General features: G+C 46.3%; 22 protein-coding genes. All 22 read left to right on the forward strand.

Annotated elements, in window-relative coordinates; genetic code table 11:
* Positions 1-3 precede the first annotated feature (3 nt).
* The 22 genes from PCH02S_RS06905 (at position 4) to PCH02S_RS07005 (ending at position 20,159) form a co-directional block, all read left to right on the forward strand.
* Positions 4-879: a UbiA-like polyprenyltransferase gene (locus PCH02S_RS06905; RefSeq protein WP_127451373.1), complete on the forward strand. Its 876-nt coding sequence runs from the start codon at positions 4-6 to the stop codon at positions 877-879.
* Positions 876-1,478 (forward strand): UbiX family flavin prenyltransferase, encoded by a 603-nt coding sequence (locus PCH02S_RS06910; protein WP_127451375.1) that lies wholly within the window; start codon positions 876-878, stop codon positions 1,476-1,478. Before PCH02S_RS06905 ends, PCH02S_RS06910 begins: the two co-directional genes overlap by 4 nt.
* A complete protein-coding gene (locus PCH02S_RS06915) occupies positions 1,471-2,334 on the forward strand; it encodes a menaquinone biosynthesis protein (RefSeq protein WP_127451376.1) in 864 nt (287 codons plus the stop codon). The genes PCH02S_RS06910 and PCH02S_RS06915 overlap by 8 nt, the downstream gene beginning before the upstream one ends.
* Positions 2,331-3,308, forward strand: coding sequence for a polyprenyl synthetase family protein (locus PCH02S_RS06920; protein ID WP_127451378.1), 978 nt, complete (start codon positions 2,331-2,333; stop codon positions 3,306-3,308). Before PCH02S_RS06915 ends, PCH02S_RS06920 begins: the two co-directional genes overlap by 4 nt.
* A gap of 166 nt (positions 3,309-3,474) precedes the next feature.
* A complete protein-coding gene (ndk, locus tag PCH02S_RS06925; protein ID WP_127451380.1) occupies positions 3,475-3,918 on the forward strand; it encodes a nucleoside-diphosphate kinase in 444 nt (147 codons plus the stop codon).
* A 129-nt stretch (positions 3,919-4,047) separates the two neighbouring features.
* The gene (locus tag PCH02S_RS06930) at positions 4,048-4,833 is read left to right on the forward strand and encodes a CheR family methyltransferase (RefSeq protein ID WP_127451382.1); all 786 of its coding nucleotides are present in this window, start codon (positions 4,048-4,050) and stop codon (positions 4,831-4,833) included.
* Between the two features lie 95 nt (positions 4,834-4,928).
* Positions 4,929-5,093, forward strand: a complete 165-nt coding sequence (locus PCH02S_RS35605) for a hypothetical protein (protein ID WP_164819464.1) — start codon at positions 4,929-4,931, stop codon at positions 5,091-5,093.
* A 240-nt stretch (positions 5,094-5,333) separates the two neighbouring features.
* Entirely contained in the window at positions 5,334-6,497 is a 1,164-nt protein-coding gene (aroC, locus tag PCH02S_RS06935; protein WP_127451384.1) for a chorismate synthase, read from the forward strand.
* 1 nt (position 6,498) lies between these two features.
* On the forward strand, positions 6,499-7,608 hold the full coding sequence (gene aroB / locus PCH02S_RS06940; protein WP_127451386.1) for a 3-dehydroquinate synthase: 1,110 nt from the start codon (positions 6,499-6,501) through the stop codon (positions 7,606-7,608).
* Complete coding sequence (aroH, locus tag PCH02S_RS06945; protein WP_127451388.1) at positions 7,598-7,984, forward strand: chorismate mutase; 387 nt, start codon at positions 7,598-7,600, stop codon at positions 7,982-7,984. Before aroB ends, aroH begins: the two co-directional genes overlap by 11 nt.
* Before the next feature lie 292 nt (positions 7,985-8,276).
* Positions 8,277-9,824 (forward strand): anthranilate synthase component I, encoded by a 1,548-nt coding sequence (gene trpE, locus PCH02S_RS06950; protein ID WP_127451390.1) that lies wholly within the window; start codon positions 8,277-8,279, stop codon positions 9,822-9,824.
* 27 nt (positions 9,825-9,851) lie between these two features.
* Positions 9,852-10,892, forward strand: coding sequence for an anthranilate phosphoribosyltransferase (gene trpD, locus PCH02S_RS06955; protein WP_127451392.1), 1,041 nt, complete (start codon positions 9,852-9,854; stop codon positions 10,890-10,892).
* A complete protein-coding gene (gene trpC, locus PCH02S_RS06960; protein WP_127451393.1) occupies positions 10,882-11,688 on the forward strand; it encodes an indole-3-glycerol phosphate synthase TrpC in 807 nt (268 codons plus the stop codon). The genes trpD and trpC overlap by 11 nt, the downstream gene beginning before the upstream one ends.
* A 15-nt stretch (positions 11,689-11,703) precedes the next feature.
* Complete coding sequence (locus PCH02S_RS06965) at positions 11,704-12,402, forward strand: phosphoribosylanthranilate isomerase (protein ID WP_246068977.1); 699 nt, start codon at positions 11,704-11,706, stop codon at positions 12,400-12,402.
* Positions 12,399-13,595 (forward strand): tryptophan synthase subunit beta, encoded by a 1,197-nt coding sequence (trpB, locus tag PCH02S_RS06970; RefSeq protein WP_127451395.1) that lies wholly within the window; start codon positions 12,399-12,401, stop codon positions 13,593-13,595. The genes PCH02S_RS06965 and trpB overlap by 4 nt, the downstream gene beginning before the upstream one ends.
* A 3-nt stretch (positions 13,596-13,598) precedes the next feature.
* Positions 13,599-14,408 (forward strand): tryptophan synthase subunit alpha, encoded by an 810-nt coding sequence (gene trpA / locus PCH02S_RS06975; RefSeq protein ID WP_127451397.1) that lies wholly within the window; start codon positions 13,599-13,601, stop codon positions 14,406-14,408.
* A gap of 224 nt (positions 14,409-14,632) precedes the next feature.
* Positions 14,633-15,733: a histidinol-phosphate transaminase gene (gene hisC, locus PCH02S_RS06980; protein ID WP_127451399.1), complete on the forward strand. Its 1,101-nt coding sequence runs from the start codon at positions 14,633-14,635 to the stop codon at positions 15,731-15,733.
* A gap of 23 nt (positions 15,734-15,756) precedes the next feature.
* Entirely contained in the window at positions 15,757-16,845 is a 1,089-nt protein-coding gene (locus PCH02S_RS06985) for a prephenate dehydrogenase (RefSeq protein ID WP_127451401.1), read from the forward strand.
* A 171-nt stretch (positions 16,846-17,016) separates the two neighbouring features.
* Positions 17,017-17,874: a polysaccharide deacetylase family protein gene (locus tag PCH02S_RS06990; protein WP_164819465.1), complete on the forward strand. Its 858-nt coding sequence runs from the start codon at positions 17,017-17,019 to the stop codon at positions 17,872-17,874.
* A 434-nt stretch (positions 17,875-18,308) separates the two neighbouring features.
* On the forward strand, positions 18,309-18,890 hold the full coding sequence (locus PCH02S_RS06995) for an RNA polymerase sigma factor (protein ID WP_127451405.1): 582 nt from the start codon (positions 18,309-18,311) through the stop codon (positions 18,888-18,890).
* 7 nt (positions 18,891-18,897) lie between these two features.
* A complete protein-coding gene (locus tag PCH02S_RS07000) occupies positions 18,898-19,527 on the forward strand; it encodes an anti-sigma factor family protein (protein WP_127451407.1) in 630 nt (209 codons plus the stop codon).
* A 50-nt stretch (positions 19,528-19,577) separates the two neighbouring features.
* Entirely contained in the window at positions 19,578-20,159 is a 582-nt protein-coding gene (locus tag PCH02S_RS07005) for a histidine phosphatase family protein (RefSeq protein ID WP_127451409.1), read from the forward strand.
* The last annotated feature ends 77 nt before the right edge of the window (positions 20,160-20,236 follow it).

The raw sequence follows: 20,236 nt of genomic DNA on the forward strand, positions 1-20,236 counted from the left end.
CATATGTTTACTAAACTAAAAATCTTTCTGGAAATGATTAAATTCGAACACAGTGTCTTTGCACTGCCTTTTGCATTCATGGGAGCGATTCTGGGCTCCGTAGTATTAAAGGGACATTTGCCGAGCTGGGCTCAAATTGGCTGGATCACACTAGCGATGGTGGGAGCTAGAACCGCTGCGATGGCCTTAAATCGTGTTATTGATAAAGCGATTGATAAGAAAAATCCGCGCACCGAGAATCGCGCAATACCCGCCGGGTTAATCTCCATTCCGCAAGTTATTATTTATATTATTATTTCTTTTGCTTTGCTTTTCTGGGCAACTTCCAATCTAAGCTCCTTATCCATGAAACTGCTGCCTATCGCAGTGTTTTTTCTTGTCTTTTACTCTTATACCAAAAGGTTTACTTGGACCTGCCACTTTGTGCTCGGTTTGACTTTAGGCTTGGCACCGCTTGGCGGCTGGATTGCCGTAACGGGTGAATTCACATGGGCGTCCATCATATTTTATTTAACGGTCGTTTGCTGGAGCGCTGGATTTGATCTCATCTATGCGTGTCAGGATGCCGAATTTGACCGCAATGAAGGTCTTCATTCCTTGCCTAGCCGCTTTGGCATCAAGGCAGCATTGAACACAGCTCGTGTCCTTCACGTACTGACAGCGGTTGGTCTGGTTACCTTATTCTTCATTACACATTTGAGCTGGTTTTATCTAGTAGGACTCGTTATTGCTTATTTTATTTTGTACAAAGAACACAGACTTGTTTCGCCACAGGATTTATCTAAATTGAATACAGCCTTTTTTACAATGAACGGTGTACTTAGTCTTGTGATGTTTGCTTTTACACTGCTTGATGTGCTTGTGAGAGAGTACTTATGAGCGGCGGCAATTGGGTGGTAGGGATTACTGGGGCAAGCGGAGCTGTTTATGGCGTTCGGTTGTGTCAGGTCATGCTGGATCAAGGCTTGGATGTGCATTTGATTGTCACAGAGGCCGGTTGGCGAGTGCTGCATGATGAGATGGGCTGGCAGGCAAGCAAACGCAAAGAAATGCTGCAAGAGCATTTTGGCGGCCGTGCAGGCTCATTCGAGCACCATCCGATTGCTGATATTGGAGCAACTGTTGCCAGTGGATCCTTTCGGACAAAGGGGATGGTTGTCATCCCTTGCTCGATGGGCACGTTATCTGGCATCGCGCACGGCTCGTCCGATAATTTGCTGGAACGGACAGCCGATGTGATGCTGAAAGAAGGAAGAAAATTAATTCTGGTTCCAAGGGAAACGCCATTGCATGCCATACATTTGGAAAACATGCTGACCTTGTCTAGAATGGGCGTACGTATGATTCCGGCTATGCCAGCCTTTTATCATCGTCCTAGCTCTATTGAGGAAATGGTCGATTTCTTGGTAGGCAAGGTGCTGGACAGTATGGACATTGAGCATTCCTTGTACCGAAGATGGGGTGATAACGATGAGTAGCTCTGACCCGAAAATTCGTATTGGCCGTATCAATTATACCAACGTCTGGCCGATCTATTATTATTTTCCTGAACTGATGAACACGTCGGAGGTCGATATTATTGAGCAGGTTCCGACTTCGTTGAATAAAGCGATGGCTGCCGGAGACATTGACATGGGGCCAATCTCCTCTTTTGCTTATGGAGAGTCCTTTGAGAATTATTTGTTATATCCGGATCTTTCCGTAAGTGCATATGGAGAAGTCAATTCCATCCTGCTGTTTCATGAGAAGCCGCTCCGCGAGATTGCGAACGGACATATTTTGCTGCCCACAACCTCAGCTACATCGGTAAATTTGCTCAAGATCATCCTTGAGAAGTTTTACGAGGGGAAACCCACCTATGAATATGCAACTCCCGATGTCGAGCAGATGATGGCGCTTGGGGACGGTGCACTGCTCATCGGAGATGATGCAATTAAAGAGAGTTGGCGCAATAAAACGTATATGATTACGGATCTTGGGCAAGAATGGGCGAAATGGACAGGACAGTGGATTTCGTTTGCCGTATGGGCGATACGCAGGGAGACGGCAGACCTGTATCCGGAGCTTGTGGCTAATGTGTTTAATGCATTCATGGCAAGTAAAGCGAAAGCACATCGTAGTCCGGAAGAAATGATTGAGGAGGCGCAAGCTTCCGTTGGCGGTACGGCTTCCTATTGGCATCATTACTTTCATACGTTATGTTATGATTTTGGTCCGGAACAATGGGAAGGGCTTGCCTCCTATTACAAGTATTGTTATGAGCTTGGGTTCCTGCCGAAGCCGGTAAACATCGCTTTATGGTCAGAGAATAAAGTGGCACGGGTGACAGAATGAAAAATTTAATCGATATTTATTCAAGAAAGAAAAAAGATATAGCGGCTATTGAAAAAACGCTTGAGGAAAGCGTATACTCCGATCATGCCATGTTGAGAGAAACGTCAAATCATCTATTGAAAGCTGGCGGCAAACGAATTCGTCCTGTTTTTGTACTGCTTTCAGGTGAGTTCGGCAATTATCAGTTGGAAACGATGAAGCGCGTGGCCGTGCCGTTGGAGCTCATTCATATGGCATCGCTTGTTCACGATGATGTTATTGATGATGCGAATACAAGACGCGGGCAATTAACAGTCCGATCCAAATGGGATAACCGGATTGCGATGTATACAGGTGATTACATCTTCGCAAAGGCACTAGGCGTCATCACTCAAATTCACAAGCCTGCGGTACATCAGATCATGTCTAAAGCGATTGTAGAGATGTCCATTGGTGAGATGGAACAAATTCGCTTCTTTTTTCACTCCGAGCAAACAATTCGTGATTACTTATTGAGAATCAGGCGCAAAACAGCGCTGCTTATCGCTATTTCCTGTCAATTGGGTGCAATGGCTGCGGACGCACCGGATTGGATTAGCAATAAACTTTATGGTTTTGGCTACAACGTGGGGATGGCTTTCCAAATCAGAGACGATATTCTGGATCTTATCGGGACCGAGAAGCAGATCGGGAAACCGCCAGGTTCCGATGTGAAGCAAGGCAACATTACGATTCCTGTCTTGTTTGCTATGCAGGACCCGGCCCTTAAACCGCTTATTTTGGCTGAGTTAGACCGTATACATAAATTGGATGGACAAACAGATGTTAGCACTTTTTTGGATATCATCCGTCACAGTGAAGGTATTGCTATGGCAGATACGCTGTCGCAGAAATACATTGATAAGGCAATTGCTTCTTTGGATAAGCTGCCGAACGGGCAAGCCAAAAGAGATTTAATCGAAGTTGCACATTTCATCGGCAATCGCTCGTACTAAAGTGATTTGAGAAAAGCTGCCAAAAAGTGTAAACTAAGAGGGAATACATAGGATTTAACCCTTTTGGGCGTACAGGCCTACGATGGAAGTCAGTTTTCTAACGAAAACTCAGTAGTTGCTTATGAAGCAAGTTTTCTAAAGAAAACGCTAAGGAGGATATCGTTATATGGAAAAAACATTCTTGATGGTGAAACCGGATGGCGTACAGCGCGGCCTGATCGGTGAAATTGTAAAGCGCTTTGAACAGAAAGGCTTTCAACTAATTGGCAGCAAATTGACGATGGTCTCGAGAGAACAAGCCGCATTTCATTATGCTGAACATGAAGGCAAAGATTTCTACGAAAGACTCGTTAATTTCATTACCTCCGGTCCTGTCTTCGCAATGGTGTGGCAGGGAGATCAAGTTATTCCTTTATCCCGCACATTAATCGGCAAAACGAATTCATTGGAAGCGGCACCTGGTACGATTCGTGGCGATTATGCGGTACATACGAACTTCAATCTCATTCATGGCTCGGATTCACCGGAAAGCGCCGAACGCGAGATCGGCAATTTCTTTAAAGCGGACGAGCTCCACGACTATACGAAAGTCATTCAACAGTGGATTTAGCAATTCAAAACCTGAAGAACCTGACATCTTTCCAGATGCAGGTTCTTTTTTTTGTCGTGCTTTGAAGGAATTTGGCAACGAATGAAAGAATGTAAGTTATTTAGACAAAGACCAAGGTAGGTGGACAACATGGAAGAAGATCAGGATTTTTTGTTATTTATAAAAAAAGTAAAAGAACATACGTCCATAGATCTTGCTCTTTATAAAGAGGCACAAATGAAAAGACGTCTGACAACACTTCGAATGAAACGTGGTTATCAAACGTTTGTTTCCTTTTTTGATGCCATGATGAAAAATAAAGAACTTTTTTATGAATTTCTGGATCGGATGACAATCAACGTTTCCGAGTTTTGGCGGAACCCGAATCGCTGGGAGCTGGTGGAATCAAGATTCATTCCCGAAATGCTCAAAAAGAATCGGCGGCTGAAGGTTTGGAGCGCTGCTTGTTCTACAGGAGAGGAGCCTTATACATTAGCCATGATTTTGGCGGAGCAAGGGGCCTTGAACGATGTCCATTTGCTTGCGACGGATATCGATGAGGGCGCCCTGGATAAGGCACGCAAAGCGGCCTACCTCGATCGCTCCTTGCGAGATGTTCCCGAGAAATATGTGAAGAAATATTTTTGGCAGGATCAGCTGATGTATTACGTTTCAGATGAATTGAAAAAAACGGTTAAATTTCAAAAGCAGAATCTGCTTGTCGATACGTTTGATACCGGGTTCGATTTAATTGTATGCCGAAATGTGATCATTTACTTTACTGAAGAAGCGAAGCATGTGTTATATCAGAAATTTGCAAAAGCATTAAAGCCAGGAGGGTTACTATTCGTTGGGTCGACGGAGCAAATCTTTTCACCAGGGCAATATGACTTAGAACCGGCGGATACTTTCTTTTATAGGAAAAAGGGTGTATAAGATCTTCCATATCTTCCAATACTAAGATGTAGCAAAGCTCAATGAACGTTAATGAGTACAATACATAAAAATGATGCAACTCTTAGGGGGCTCTTATGGACAAACGCAAAGTGATAACCGCTTATCGCAGGGGAATGATCTCCATTCAGGAATGTGCACAAATTTTGGGAGTAGATTCGTCGCAAATCATGGGTTTGATGAATGACCCACAAATGTCAGAACTTCCAAGAGTTGTCCAAAAGCAGCCCATGCACGGGTAACCATTGCTCCTGAGCAGATGTTAACACGCTTGCGCCTAAGGGAATACCCCTTATATGCAAAGCGTGTTTTTGCGTTTGTGCTGTTGCCAAACCAGAGTACCTATACTATAATGACTAAAAGATAATCGCGCGTCAAAGCGCTAAAGCGTTTGGAAACAATTTCAAGTTGAATTTGTAATAACTTCATCTTGGCAGCACTTATAAGCAAATGCTTCACCAAATTATAGGGGGTAACGGATTGTGAGATATTTAACGGCTGGAGAAACACATGGACCGCAGCTCACTGCGATTATTGAAGGGTTTCCAAGTAATGTAACCCTTAACTTTGAGGATTTGAATTTTCAATTACATAGACGTCAGAAAGGGTATGGCCGCGGTCGCCGGATGCAAATCGAGAAAGATACGGCTACGATTGCCGGCGGTGTTCGCCATGGCAAAACAACAGGTGCTCCAATAGCGTTAGTTGTTGTTAACAATGACTGGAAGCATTGGACAACCGTTATGGGCATTGAGCCGGTCGAAGAGGATAACGAAGGCAAACGCCGCGTGAACCGTCCTCGCCCTGGGCATGCCGATTTGAACGGCGGTTTGAAATATAATCAAAAAGATCTGCGCAACATTTTGGAGCGCTCAAGTGCCCGCGAAACGACCATGCGCGTAGCGACTGGGGCTGTAGCACGCCAATTGCTGGCAGAGTTCGGAATCAAGGTAGCTGGACAAGTCATCCGCATCGGGGATGTAGAAGCACAGCGTCAAGAGCTTCCGATCGACGAACTGATTGCCATTACCGAGGAATCACCGGTGCGTGTGGTTGACAAAGAAGCGGAAGCCAAAATGATCGCGGCGATCGACGCTGCCAAAGAAGATGGCGACACACTTGGCGGTATCGTTGAAGTTATCATTGAAGGCGTGCCGGTAGGATTGGGCAGCCACGTACAATGGGATCGCAAACTGGATGGGAAAATTGCGCAAGCGGTTCTATCTATTCAAGCATTCAAAGGCGTGGAATTCGGTATTGGGTTTGAAGCTGCGGAGCGCAGAGGATCGAATGTACATGATGAAATTTTATATACAGAAGAAAGTGGCTTTAGACGCAGAACGAATCGTGCAGGCGGATTCGAAGGCGGGATGACGACTGGCGAGCAAATTATCGTTCGCGGTGTGATGAAGCCGATCTCGACACTCTACAAACCGCTGCAAAGCGTTGATATCGATACGAAAGAAGTATTCACAGCGCAGGTTGAGCGCTCCGATACTTGCGCAGTCCCGGCTGCGGGCGTCATTATGGAGAATGTTATTGCCTGGGAAGTGGCGAATGCCTTCTTGGATAAATTCGGCGGGGACTCCATTGAGGAAATTCGTGCGAATCTCAACAACTTCTTGAAACAAGTGGAGAATTACTAATATGAGAGAGCTTACGGTAGAGCTTGGCGAACGTTCTTATCCGATCTACATTGGTCAAGGCGTCCTGAACGATATCACGGCTTTGTTCGACCGCGCGAAGCTCAGCCGCAAGTCACCGCTGCTCGTCGTCACCGACAGCGAGGTGGCTCCGCTGCACCTGGAGCGCGTCATGGCGCTGCTCCGCGAAGGCGGCTTCGCCGCAACGTTCTGCGTCGTTCCCGCAGGCGAAACATCCAAATCCCTCGCGCAGCTCGAGGGAATTGTCACCACCGCCCTCCAGGCGGGCCTTGATCGCAGTTCTGCGATCGTCGCCCTTGGAGGAGGCGTGGTCGGCGATCTCGCCGGCTTCGCGGCGGCGAGTTTCATGCGCGGGATCCGCTTCGTGCAGATCCCGACGACGATCCTTGCCCACGACAGCTCTGTCGGCGGCAAGGTAGCCGTAAACCATCCGATGGCGAAGAACATCATCGGGGCGTTCCACCAGCCCGAGCTCGTTCTTTTCGACATCGACTTGCTTCTGACTTTGCCGCCGCGCCAAGTGAAGGCGGGCCTCTCCGAGGTGATCAAGCATGGCTTGATCTGGGATGCTGCGTTCACGCAGTGGTGTGACGACAATGCAGAGCGGTTGTTATCACTTGATCCAGAAGCGCTTAGTTATGCGCTGTATATAGGCTGCAAAGTGAAGGCGATCGTCGTCTCGCAAGATGAACGGGAGAACGATTTGCGCGCCATCTTAAATTTAGGACATACGATTGGCCATGCTTTGGAAGCAGTGGCTGGTTATGGCGAGCTGCTGCATGGGGAAGCGATCTCAATCGGTATGGTTGGGGCTGCCAAGCTGGCCCAGGAATTTGGGTACTCAGAAGAAATCCATGAAGTAACCAAAGGCTTGTTCCTGAAATACGGACTGCCTGTCAGCATTCCGCCGCATTTGGACACGGATAGCATTATGAGCGCGATGATGCACGATAAGAAATTCAAAGAAGGCACAATGGTCTACATTATTCCTATGGAAATTGGTAAAGTTGAAATCCGTAAGGATGTTACAGTAGAGCAAGTCAGACAAATTGTCGAGCTTCTGAAAGGGGAGAGTGTAGCCGATGTTTTGTAGGGGAATTCGTGGCGCAACGACAGTTGAACACAATGAAGCGGAAGAAATTTTGACCGCTACTGGAGAGCTGCTTCATGCCATTGTAGAGGCGAATGATTTTCGCCCAGAGGATATTTGTTCGGTTTTTATTACAGTGACGGAAGACATTACAGCAACATTCCCTGCGCGGGCCATTCGTACGATGGTTGGCTGGGAACTCGTGCCGTTAATGTGTTCATTGGAAGTTCCGGTTGAAAATTCATTGCCAAAATGTATTCGTCTCATGGTTCAAGTGAACACAACGAAGAGCCAATCGGAAATCAACCATATTTATTTAAAAGAAGCCAAAGCACTTCGCCCTGATATTGTTAAATTGACAAATGAAGCTGCACGGTAGTATAGTGTAGTTAGATGAGATTAGGTAAGTAGAGCAGAGCAAGTTTAGTTGAGTAGAGCAGAGCCCAGTTGAGATGAGAATGATAGCAGAGAACTGTATGAAGATGAACACGACTCATTCGGAGACGTTTGTTTCGTCATACATTTAACGTTTATTTTCATATTCTTCTTAATCTTCTACATAAAACTAAAAGCCAGCCTCTACTTCGGTAGAGGCTTTTTTGTTATTCAATTAGAGTTTGGAGCACCTCGGAGAACGACGGAAGGCTCACAAGCTGAGAGGGGATGTAACCATGTATACACCTGAAATTCAAGAAGTGATTCGATTATCCAAAGACTATAACCTCATTCCTGTGGTACGCCATCTATTAGCCGATACAGAAACCCCGATTCGTGTTTTTCAACACTTATATCAAGAGAAGCGTGCGTTCCTGTTAGAAAGCGTAGAGGGCGGCGTGAAATGGGCTCGATATTCCTTCATTGGAAGCGATCCTTTCCTGATGATTAAGGCGAAACATGGGAAAACGGTCGTTGAGACACAAACCGAGAACAAGGTGATGGATGAGAAACCCATCGATGTGTTGAAGGCGTACCTAAGATCCTACTCCAGTCCTCAGCTTGCGGATCTGCCGAGGTTCACGGGCGGCGCTGTCGGATTCTTTGGATACGATCTTCTGCAATACTATGAGAAGCTGCCGGCTCATCAAATTGATGATTTGCAAATGAACGACATTCAATTCATGTTCTGTGATCAAGTTATCGTTTTCGATCATTTTAAACAGCAAATCAAAGTGATTGCTAACGTGCACGTGAAGCCTTTTGCAACGGATGCAGAGATCGCTCAAGCTTATCATGCGACTTGTGAGAAAATCGATGCGACGATCGAGAAGATTAAAAGGCCGCTTGGCACGGAAACGATGACGCACAATCCGATTGTATCAGAGCCGGATCTTGGCGACATTCGTTCGAATATCACGAAGGAAAAGTACATTGCCAACGTGAATAAAGCGAAGGAATATATTCGTGCCGGTGATATTTTTCAGGTTGTGCTGTCACAGCGTTTTGAGATGGAAACTACGGTCTCACCGCTGCAGGTGTACCGCGTCCTGCGTACGATGAATCCATCCCCCTATATGTATGTGCTCAAAATGGATGATGAAGTCGTCGTTGGCACATCACCGGAGCTGCTTGTAAGGGTTGAAGAGGAAAAAGTGGAAACACGCCCGATTGCCGGAACAAGGCCGCGTGGTAAGACGCCGGAACAAGATTTAGCTCTGGAAAAAGAGCTGTTAGCGGATGAGAAAGAACGTGCCGAGCATTTGATGTTAGTGGACTTGGGCCGCAATGACATTGGCCGTGTTTCGGAATTTGGCACGGTAAAGTGCGATACGTTCATGGATATCGAGCGCTACTCACATGTCATGCATATCGTTTCCAACGTATCTGGAAAAATTGCGAAAGATAAAGATTTCTTCGATGCTTTTCTTTCCTGCATGCCAGCAGGGACGGTGTCTGGAGCGCCGAAACTGCGAGCTATGGAGATTATTGCTGAGCTGGAGCCAGAGGCACGAGGCACTTATGCTGGGGCTATTGGCTATCTAGGATTCTCAGGAAACCTGGACACATGCATCACGATTCGTACGATTGTTTTCAAACACGGCAAAGCGTATGTGCAAGCAGGCGCAGGGATCGTTTGGGACTCCGTACCGGAAAGCGAATACCAGGAAACGGTGAATAAAGCAACAGCTTTGCTCAAATCGATTCGAATGGCAGAAGCCATGTTTAGTCCAGAGCCTAGGCCTGTAAGCGATATTAACAAAGATTACTTTGTTAACTCTTAAGGGAAGAAGTAGAGGAGGAATAACGTCATGAGTGAACTTATTCAGATACAGCAAGCGCTTGGTAAAGTAATTAGCGGCAGCCATCTTTCCAGGGAGGAAGCGCGCGGCGTCATGTCGGAAATTATGGAAGGCGCGGCGTCACCGGCTCAAATCGGCAGTCTGCTGACTGCTCTTCGCATTAAAGGCGAAACGCTGGAAGAGATTACAGGTTTTGCTGAAACAATGCGGAACAAAGCGATCCAGGTGAATGTGCGGCAGCATGATCTGTTGGATACATGCGGCACAGGCGGCGACGGAGCAGAGACGTTCAACATTTCAACGACAGCGGCGATTGTTGCTGCAGCGGGGGGCATTCGTGTAGCCAAACATGGCAATCGAGCGATGTCGTCCAAAAGCGGCAGCGCGGATGTGCTGGAAGCTCTTGGCGTGAAGATTACGCTAAGCAGCGAGCAGGCGGCGAAATGCTTGGATAAAACGGGCATTTGTTTCATGTTCGCGCAAGCGTATCATCAATCCATGAAGCATGTCGCGGCACCGCGCCGTGAGCTGGGTTTCCGTACAGTATTCAACTTGCTGGGCCCGCTTACGAATCCTGCGGGAGCGGATCGTCAAGTGCTAGGCGTGTTCGATCGTACGAAAACGGAATTAGTCGCACAAGCGCTGCAAGCTTTAGGGCTGAAACGGGCTTTGGTTGTAGCGAGCGAAGACGGTTTGGATGAATTCAGCATTTCGGCGCCGACTAAAGTTACGGAGCTGAAAGCAGATCGGATTAGCACATACACTATTACCCCGGATGATCTTGGCTTACGAGCTCACAGTATTAAAGATGTAGGCGGTGGAGATGCGATTCTGAATGCGGAGATCATCCGTCATATTTTTGCCGGCGAGCGCGGTCCTCACCGCGATATCGTGCTTGCGAATGCAGCCGCATGCTTCTACGTGACAGGTCATGTTGGCAGCCTTCAGCAAGGTGTTAAATTTGCAGCTGATGTCATCGATTCGGGCCGTGCGGAACAAAAGTTGAACGACTTAATCCATTTCACAGGAGAACTATGCCATGTTTCTTGATAAAATTGTTGCCACCAAACGAGCTGAAGTTGAAGCCATGAGCAGCTTTTCCATTACGCAAGCGGAGAAAACCATTTCGGATATGCCGTCTTGCTTAGGTTTTGAAAAAGCTTTGACGACACGTAAAAATCGGGCGATGGGTTTGATCGCCGAAGTTAAAAAGGCGTCTCCGTCCAAGGGTTTGATCCGTGAGGATTTTGATCCGGTATTGCTGGCCAGCTCCTATCAACGTGCGGGCGCTGACTGCATCTCAGTGCTTACGGATGTGGATTACTTCCAAGGAAGCAATGCCTACTTGAAGGCTGTACGCCAAGCGGTGAATGTGCCTTTGCTGCGGAAAGATTTCACGATCGATCCGAAACAAATCTATGAAGCGCGCCTGATTGGGGCAGATGCAATCTTGCTGATTGCGGCCATCTTGACGACTGACCAGATGAAGCAATATTTGAAGCTCGCAAGCGATCTTGGTTTGGATGCCTTGGTTGAAGTGCATGACCGTGAAGAATTGGAGCGCGCGCTCGAACTGGATACCCAATTAATTGGGATCAATAACCGGAATTTGAAGACGTTCGTTACCGATTTGAAAACAACGGAAGAATTGATTCAATACATTCCGGCCGGCAAAACCATCGTCAGTGAGAGTGGAATCTCGTCCGTCCAAGACATGGCTTATCTGCAGCAAGTCGGCTCGCAAGCCGTGTTGATCGGCGAACATTTCATGCGCCAGCCTGTTGTTGAGCAAGCGGTTCACGATCTGATGGGGCCAATTGTCAGAACAACGAATCAGACGGTTTAGAAAGAGGCGAATAGGATGCCAACAGACACGATGCCAACGGTTAAAATCTGTGGACTTCAAAGCGTTGAAGTGTTAAAATCAGTCATACATTTGCCAATTGATCATATCGGATTGGTTTTTGCTCCAAGCAAACGTCAAGTCAAGCCAGACAAGGCTGCAGAGCTTATTTCCTACTTGAGAAGTGAAGCGGATCAAGGTGTTTCCGTTCCGCTAACCGTAGGTGTATTCGTGAATCCGAGTCAAGAGCAGCTTACGGAAATCATGGCGGTTGCTCCGCTTGATGTCGTTCAATTGCATAGTCAGGAAACTCCTGAGTTCTGTAAATGGGTACGTGAACAGTTCGATGTCCAGGTGTTCAAGTCCGTGTCCATTTCCAAATCAGAGAATAAAATTCCATCCAGCGCAGAGGTAGCTGCTCAGTTGAATCCGTACATCGGATCGGTTGATGCCGTGTTGCTTGATACTTTTGACCCCGTATATGGCGGAGGATCCGGGAAAACTTTTGCCTGGGACTGTATTCCTGTTTATCAGGAGTGGGCTCGTACAGCTGGTGTCAAATTGCTAGTAGCAGGCGGATTGCAGCCTGACAATGTGGATCAACTAGTGGAAGCCTATCGTCCTGACGGTGTGGACGTGTCCAGCGGTGTAGAGACAGATGGTGTGAAAGATATTGCGAAAATTACCGCATTTGTGGAAAGGGTGACCGGAAAGTGACGCAAGTACCTGATAAACACGGCAGATTCGGCAAATTCGGCGGCCGTTACGTACCAGAAACATTGATGAATGCATTGACGGAGCTGGAAGAGGCATATAACCAATATAAAGACGACCCTGAATTTATTGCAGAAGTTCGCTATTTGCAAAAGCAATATTCCGGCAGACCAACTCCCCTTTATTACGCAGAGAGACTCTCTGAGCAGCTGGGCGGAGCCAAAATTTACTTAAAACGAGAAGACCTGAATCATACGGGCGCTCATAAAATTAATAACACCATCGGACAAGCTGTACTCGCGAAAAAGATGGGGAAAAAGAAAATCATCGCTGAAACGGGTGCAGGTCAGCACGGTGTTGCATCGGCAACGGTCGCCGCATTGATGGGCTTTGAATGCAAAGTCTTCATGGGCGAAGAAGATACGAAAAGACAGCAATTGAACGTTTTTCGGATGAAATTGCTCGGCTCTGAAGTCATTCCCGTTACTTCAGGCACTCGTACACTGAAAGATGCGTGCAACGAAACGCTGCGTTATTGGGTCAGCAATGTACAGGATACTTACTATATCCTGGGTTCCGTTACAGGTCCTCATCCTTACCCGATGATGGTCCGTGATTTTCAGCGCATTATCGGTGACGAATCGCGTGAACAAATTCTGGAAACCGAAGGCAGGTTACCGGATGCCGTTGTTGCTTGCGTAGGCGGCGGCAGTAACGCCATGGGGATTTTTTATCCGTTCGTTCAGGATGAAACGGTTAAACTAATCGGCGTTGAAGCTGCTGGACGCGGTATCCATACGGAAGAGCACGCCGCGACGATGACCAAAGGCTCACCTGGCGTATTTCAGGGCTCGTTGAGCTACCTGCTGCAGGATGAATACGGGCAAGTGCTGCCGGCTCATTCCATCTCGGCGGGGTTGGACTACCCTGGTATTGGACCGGAGCATTCTTACCTGAAAGATATTGAGCGCGCCACATACTATCCAATTACTGACCAGGAAGCGCTCGATGCTCTTCAATTGCTAAGCCGTACGGAAGGTATTATCCCAGCTTTAGAGAGCGCTCATGCGATTGCACATACGGTAAAACTAGCTCCAACAATGTCCAAGGATCAAATTATTGTCGTAAGCCTGTCTGGCCGTGGCGATAAAGATGTGGAATCCATTATGAGCTATCTTGGCACAGGGGAGGAATAAGCCATGAACCTAATTGATAAGCGTTTTGCTGAGCTTAAAGAGCGTGGGGAAACCGCTATGATCCCTTTCCTGACCATTGGTGATCCCACGATTGAAGCTTCATTAGAGCTTATTCTAGAAATGGAGCGGGCTGGTGCTGATTTAATTGAGCTGGGTGTTCCATATTCGGATCCATTAGCCGATGGCCCTGTCATCCAACGTTCCTCTGAACGTGCGCTGCTTCGTAAGATCACGATATTTGACGTTATAGATGTTGCTCGCCAGGCGCGGAGCAGAGGTTCCAAGCTGCCATTCATTTTATTCACTTATTACAACCCTGTTCTGCAAATCGGGCTGGAACGCATTTTCAAAACGATGCAGGAAAATGAAATCAGTGGCATTATTATTCCAGATCTACCGTTGGAAGAAGATAGCGAGACAAGAGCGATTGCAGAATCTTATGGTGTCCATTTGATTCCATTGGTTGCGCCGACTTCGAATGAACGTGTGAAACGTATTGCAGCTGGAGCACGTGGATTCGTTTATTGTGTTTCTTCCCTTGGTGTAACCGGTGAACGGGCTGAATTTTTCGGCGGGATTGAAGATTTCCTATCTACGGTGCGAGAAGCGGCGAACGTGCCGATTGTTGTCGGATTCGGTATTTCCAACCGCGAGCAGGTTGAGCGGTTCGAGAAGCTTTGCGACGGTGTTGTGGTGGGGAGTGCGATTGTACGCACGATTGAAAGCGCGCTGCACCATTTCCAACAAGATGCTGCTCATCCTGAAGGGTTGCAGCAAATTGGCGGCTTTGTAGGCCAGCTAAAAGGCAGATAATAAAATCCCTCTAGACACTGGTCTAGAGGGATTTTCTAAAATTACCTATTTACTGTTAAGCGTTAAAGCAGTACACTATTATGTGTTGATCATTGAGACTTTTGTCTGCAATGAGTGGCTAAAGCAATATTCCTTCTACATAAAAAGGAACCACATTTTACAACAGTACTAGTTTTGTGGGACAATTACAAAATTCGGACAACTAATTGATGAGGTGGCTACCAATGAAACCGAAACAAACGATTGTACATTTGCCGGTCTATCAACCGGGTAAACCTATTGAAGAAGTAAAAAGAGAGCTGGGATTAACGGAAGTGATTAAACTCGCATCCAACGAAAATCCATTTGGCTCGTCGCCTAAAGCAAAAGTGGCGATTGAAGCGGAAATCGCTAACATCAGCTTGTACCCTGACGGTGGGGCTGTACAGCTGACAGAAGCAGTGGCTGAGTATCTTGGCGTTGCGACGAATCAACTCATTTTCGGTGCAGGTTCTGATGAGGTTATCCTCATGCTGGCACGCGCTTTCCTCGTACAAGGCGATGAAACGGTGATGGCTTCTCATACCTTCCCGCAATATAAGCACAATTGTGAGATTGAGGGAGCTGTATCCATCGAGATCCCATTGAAAGACGGCACTCATGACCTGGACGGCATGATGGCTGCAATTACAGAACGTACGAAAATCGTCTGGATCTGTAATCCGAACAATCCGACAGGCACGATGAATACCGATGCGGAAATTAAAGCCTTTTTAGCCAAAGTTCCTGAGCATGTATTGGTCGTTCTGGATGAAGCTTACTGTGAGTACAATACGACGGGAGAATTCCCGGATAGCATTGAGCTGATTGGTCAATACCGCAATGTCATCGCACTGCGTACTTTTTCGAAAATATACGGTTTAGCTTCCTTACGTATCGGTTATGGCATTGGGCACCCCGATGTGATCCGATCCATTAATCAAGTTCGTGAGCCTTTCAACACGACCAGATTTGCCCAAGCTGCTGCTTTAGCTGCGATTAAAGATCAAGACTTCATCGCAAGCTGCCGCGAAGCGAATACAGCAGGTTTGAATTATTTAACGGAGCAGTTTAACGAAATGGGGTTAAAGGCTTTCCCTGCACACGGTAACTTCGTTATGGTTAATGTCGGACGCCCAGCGGCAGAAGTATTTAATGGTTTGCTGCGTAGAGGCATTATTGTCCGTGGCGGACATATGCTTGGCTTCCCGACATCCATCCGCGTTACCATCGGCTCACGTGAACAAAATGAGAAATTCATTGCAGCTTTGCAGCAAGTGCTGGCTGAGGTTGCTGTTCAAGCCTAATACAAATTAAAGGTTGATCTCTAATGACGAAAATTGCGATATTTGGTGTAGGGCTTATCGGCGGTTCACTGGCCTTATGTTACAAAGGAAAACTGGGTTTTACCGTTGTCGGCCATTCTCCGAATCCGAAATCCGTTGAGAAACTGCTCAAACGAAACGTGGTTGATGCTGCAACAACGAATATGGCTGAGGCTGTAGACGGGGCTGACTACATTTTTCTATGCGTGCCGGTTGGGATGTTAGAAGAGTATGTTCAGCAGTTGATGAAACTTCCGCTCAAGAAAGGCTGTATTATCACGGATGTGGGGAGCACGAAAGCAACCATTACGGAAAGCGCAGAAACTATGGTAAAAGATGGCGTTTTCTTTATCGGCGGTCATCCGATGGCAGGCTCCGAACGTCACGGCGTTGAGGCAGCGTCTTCGCATCTTTTTGAAAATGCCTTTTATGTGTTGACCCCGGCAGAGGGGACACCGCAGGCAGAGGTTGACCGCTTAACCGAGCTGCTCAAGACGACGAAAGCACAAATCGTGCAGGTCGGAGCACGGGAACATGACGATATCGTTGGTGCGATCAGCCACCTGCCGCACATTATTGCGGTTGCGCTGGTTAACCAAGTCAGAGGATATAACGAAACCAATCCGTTATATCAGAATCTGGCTGCGGGGGGCTTCAGAGACATCACGCGCATTGCCTCAAGCGAGCCGATGATCTGGCGGGATATTTTAGTGAACAATCGGCAGGTGCTGCTCAAACTGCTTGCGGATTGGAATCTTGAGATTTCTCGGTTCATTGAGCTCATTGAGAATAGTGATGGCGAGGGAATTGTTGAACAATTCCGCATTGCCGGTGAATTCAGAAGCCAACTGCCGGAGCGCAGAAAAGGCATGATCACTTCATTGTTTGATATTTATGTCGATATTCCGGATCACCCCGGCATTATTGGTCAAATTACAACATTATTAGGTAATGCTAGAATCAATTTGAGCAATATCCAAATTATTGAGAGTCGCGAAGATGTGCCTGGTATTTTGCGTTTGTCCTTCCGCAATCAGGAAGATGCAGATCGCGCCTCAGAGCTGCTGAGCGGGCCATATGCGGTTCATGTATAACTGAAATTGTACACACAAATAAGCTGATTTCTCCTCTTGAAGAACGTCCCAAAAGAGAAGAAGTCAGCTTATTTTTTATTATATTGAAACCGATTCTCAAATAAAAAACTTCGTGCTATAATGACATCGTTCATATTAATATTACAAACTTCTAAGTGTGGGGCGAACGAGATGAAGCTGTGGATGATGGTAAAAAGCACGTTAATTGTTATTGTTATTTTTGTTAATTTTTTCCCCTCATTTGTAAGTGCGAACAATGTCATCTACTCGAAGGAAGTTGCTGTTCTTGTGTATCATCACATCGATGATCAGGTTGAGGGCTCTGTGACCATTTCAACCAAATTGTTTGAGCGGCAGCTAGGTGCATTACAGCGTCAAGGGTACAATTTTATCACGATGGATCAGTTTAAGAGCTTTATGAAAGATGGGGCGAAAATACCAGATAATGCAGTTTTAATCACTTTTGATGACGGGTATGAAAGTTTTTATACGAATGCGTATCCGATTCTCAAAAAAATGCGTATACCAGCCGTGAATTTTGTGATTACCAAAGATTTGGATAACCCGACAGCGACGTTGCTGCCATCCTTGTCCAGGGATCAAATTCGGAAAATGAGAAAGGAATTCTCGAGTATTGATTTTCAGCTTCATTCGGATCAATTACACGCTATGAAAGATGGCAAGCCGATGCTGAATAACAGAATGACAACGAATGGCATAACCGAAACCCAGGAAGATCTTAAACAAAGGGTTATTTCGGATACGACAACATGTATGGCAAAGCTTCGGGAGTTGGATGCCGCTAAATCTATCGATTCCTATGCTTACCCATTTGGCAGCTATGATGATTTCACCATTTCCTATCTGAACGAAGTCGGAGTCAAATATGCGTTCACGACCAAAGCAGGATTAACTTCCAAACAAACGGATCCGATGCAGATCCCGCGAATTAATGCAGGCAGCCCATATATTCGGCCTCATTCCATTAATAATTTAATTAATCAATCCATAAGGCATCAACTGAAATAGAGCATTTCTTTATGCAAAAAAGGCTAGGTAAACGTTTTCAAAAAAGTATTGACAGAATGAAACCGTATACATATAATAAAAGTACAGTATGGTTTCTCTCCACTCCTATCCGATAATCGCACCATAAGTGCAGCCGCCAATTTGGCGGTTTTTTTTTGTTCATAAATACCATATTTTTCTGATATTCATATATAATGGATAGGGTGGGTTGTTGCTTTCAACAGACAAGCTTAGAATGTGAAATTTTTTCAACAAATTGTCGAATGAAGCAGGAATTTCGCAATTCATCGAGAAGAATTTAATAGGTCATAATTTACATATTGATCCTTTCACATTTATTTTACAAATGAACGCAACTTTTCACTCTAATTGCAGTACAACATGTATGAGCAGTTGGAGTGGTACCCGGGAACCGTTAGGAGGGTCGCCACGTAATGACCGATTCCCAGTTGATCAGAGAAATCAAGGATGGAAATGTTCAGCTTTATAACGAGCTTATGCGTCGTTACGAGCGTAAAATCCTTGCATTCATCTTTCATATGCTCAAAAGTACACAAATGGAAGCTATTGCTGAAGATTTGTGTAATGAAACGTTTTATAAAGCGTACCGCAGTTTGCACTCTTTTCGAGAAGTTGAAGCCTCCTTTTCTACCTGGTTGTATACAATTGCCCGGAATACAGTATTGAGTGAGCTGCGCAAAAATAAAAGTGTGCAAGTCTCGTTAGAGCAAAGCGGGTTGACGCCCCATGCATCGTTTGATGCCATGCCGGAGCAAGCCATGCTGCGAAACGAGAAAGTATCGATGGTTCGAGATGCGATTAACAGTTTGCCAGAGAAACAACGATCTGCTTTGATCTTAAGAGAGTATGATCAGATGGATTATCAGGAGATCGCCAACATTTTAGGTCAAACCGTAAGCTCGGTGAAGTCTCTTTTATTCAGGGCCAGAGCATCCGTCAAGCTACAGTTGGACCCTTACTTCAGTGAACCGATATTCGAAGAATCGAAGGGATGAAACAGCGATGAAGTGTAGTGAGATCCAGGAATTATTTGGGGTTTATTGGGACTTGCCGAATGATGACCTGCGACGTACCGCGGTGGATGAGCATATTGCAACATGCGCCGAATGTGCGGAAGAATTTCAGATTTGGGAAGAAAGCACGATCCTCATACGTACTGCTGCAATCGAGAGCGAGCTTCCTGATTATGAACCGATGGTCTCAGGCAAGGTCATGAGTCGAATTTATGAGGATGAATCATGGCGTATTCCGGTTTCCGAGCGCATGTATACGATCTCTTACAAGCTTCGCCGCAACCTTACGGCTGTCATTGCTTTTTGTTTAGCGTTATTCGTTTTCAGCTTTTTATTCGCTGTTGTCTATGACGGTACGCCCAAGTCGTCGATAGCTGCGGCCGACAATACGCTATTTGATTTGCAAGCGCCGCAAGCTATGAAGTCGACGGGCTCAGAGACGATGAATGGCCATAAGATGGTAGATGCCGTAGCAAGCCTTAACCCTAGCTTTATGGAGCCGTTGCGATTCCATGTAGGGCCGATTCATTCATATCCGCATTATTTGCTTGTTGTATCCATTTTGGGTCTAATTGCAACAATCATCATCATGAACTGGTTATCGCGAACAAAAGCCTAGTGCTCCGGAAGGGGCATTTTTCATTTTATTGACTGATGGAGGAATTGGTAATGACAACGATTGGATTTATCCGGCACGGAAGTACAGAATGGAATCGCTTAGGAAAGCTGCAAGGGCAACTGGACACGGATTTAACCGATGAAGGAAGAGAGCAGGCCAGGCTGCTTGGAATCCGATTAGCCAGCGAATCTTGGGACGGGATCATCTCCAGTGATCTAAAACGAGCTAAGGAAACGGCCCAAATCGTGTCTCAGCTATCGGGAATTCCGATTATCGGAACGGATAGCCGGCTCCGGGAGCGGAGATATGGTCAGGTCGAAGGAACTACTGCAGCGGAAAGAGAAGAACGTTGGGGGCCAGAATGGAAGCTGCAGGACTTAGGGCAGGAGTCGGATGATGACCTCTGGAAACGTTGGTCCGAACTCGAAAACGAACTGCTTGCAGCCTATCCGAAGCAGAAGATATTATTGGTTTCTCACGGCGGATTCATTGTGCAGGTGCTCAGAGTATTACGCATGGATAGCGAGCAATTCTTGCAAAATACGTCTCTAACCATCCTGCTGCGCCAGGAAAAAGGATGGGAGTTACAACTGTACAATTGTTTATCTCATCTCGAAATCGTACACGAATAATTAGGAGATAAGAAGCATGACTCTGCTATAGAGTCATGCTTTTTTTTGTGTGGCTTGGAATATTTTCGGGAAAAATC

The sequence above is a fragment of the Paenibacillus chondroitinus NBRC 15376 genome (assembly GCF_004000765.1).
GTDB classification, from domain to species: domain Bacteria; phylum Bacillota; class Bacilli; order Paenibacillales; family NBRC-103111; genus Paenibacillus_E; species Paenibacillus_E chondroitinus.

What these genes read in the sequence shown, in the direction of transcription:
- PCH02S_RS06915 (WP_127451376.1), top strand. Translation starts at nt 1,471, where the DNA reads ATGAGTAGCTCTGACCCGAAAATTCGTATTGGCCGTATCAATTATACC.
- aroB (WP_127451386.1), top strand. Translation starts at nt 6,499, where the DNA reads ATGAGAGAGCTTACGGTAGAGCTTGGCGAACGTTCTTATCCGATCTAC.
- PCH02S_RS06985 (WP_127451401.1), top strand. Translation starts at nt 15,757, where the DNA reads ATGACGAAAATTGCGATATTTGGTGTAGGGCTTATCGGCGGTTCACTG.
- PCH02S_RS06910 (WP_127451375.1), top strand. Translation starts at nt 876, where the DNA reads ATGAGCGGCGGCAATTGGGTGGTAGGGATTACTGGGGCAAGCGGAGCT.
- PCH02S_RS07000 (WP_127451407.1), top strand. Translation starts at nt 18,898, where the DNA reads ATGAAGTGTAGTGAGATCCAGGAATTATTTGGGGTTTATTGGGACTTG.
- aroH (WP_127451388.1), top strand. Translation starts at nt 7,598, where the DNA reads ATGTTTTGTAGGGGAATTCGTGGCGCAACGACAGTTGAACACAATGAA.
- PCH02S_RS35605 (WP_164819464.1), top strand. Translation starts at nt 4,929, where the DNA reads ATGGACAAACGCAAAGTGATAACCGCTTATCGCAGGGGAATGATCTCC.
- PCH02S_RS06995 (WP_127451405.1), top strand. Translation starts at nt 18,309, where the DNA reads ATGACCGATTCCCAGTTGATCAGAGAAATCAAGGATGGAAATGTTCAG.
- PCH02S_RS06905 (WP_127451373.1), top strand. Translation starts at nt 4, where the DNA reads ATGTTTACTAAACTAAAAATCTTTCTGGAAATGATTAAATTCGAACAC.
- hisC (WP_127451399.1), top strand. Translation starts at nt 14,633, where the DNA reads ATGAAACCGAAACAAACGATTGTACATTTGCCGGTCTATCAACCGGGT.
- PCH02S_RS06965 (WP_246068977.1), top strand. Translation starts at nt 11,704, where the DNA reads ATGCCAACAGACACGATGCCAACGGTTAAAATCTGTGGACTTCAAAGC.
- PCH02S_RS06990 (WP_164819465.1), top strand. Translation starts at nt 17,017, where the DNA reads ATGAAGCTGTGGATGATGGTAAAAAGCACGTTAATTGTTATTGTTATT.
- trpD (WP_127451392.1), top strand. Translation starts at nt 9,852, where the DNA reads ATGAGTGAACTTATTCAGATACAGCAAGCGCTTGGTAAAGTAATTAGC.
- PCH02S_RS06920 (WP_127451378.1), top strand. Translation starts at nt 2,331, where the DNA reads ATGAAAAATTTAATCGATATTTATTCAAGAAAGAAAAAAGATATAGCG.
- trpC (WP_127451393.1), top strand. Translation starts at nt 10,882, where the DNA reads ATGTTTCTTGATAAAATTGTTGCCACCAAACGAGCTGAAGTTGAAGCC.
- PCH02S_RS07005 (WP_127451409.1), top strand. Translation starts at nt 19,578, where the DNA reads ATGACAACGATTGGATTTATCCGGCACGGAAGTACAGAATGGAATCGC.
- trpE (WP_127451390.1), top strand. Translation starts at nt 8,277, where the DNA reads ATGTATACACCTGAAATTCAAGAAGTGATTCGATTATCCAAAGACTAT.
- ndk (WP_127451380.1), top strand. Translation starts at nt 3,475, where the DNA reads ATGGAAAAAACATTCTTGATGGTGAAACCGGATGGCGTACAGCGCGGC.
- trpA (WP_127451397.1), top strand. Translation starts at nt 13,599, where the DNA reads ATGAACCTAATTGATAAGCGTTTTGCTGAGCTTAAAGAGCGTGGGGAA.
- PCH02S_RS06930 (WP_127451382.1), top strand. Translation starts at nt 4,048, where the DNA reads ATGGAAGAAGATCAGGATTTTTTGTTATTTATAAAAAAAGTAAAAGAA.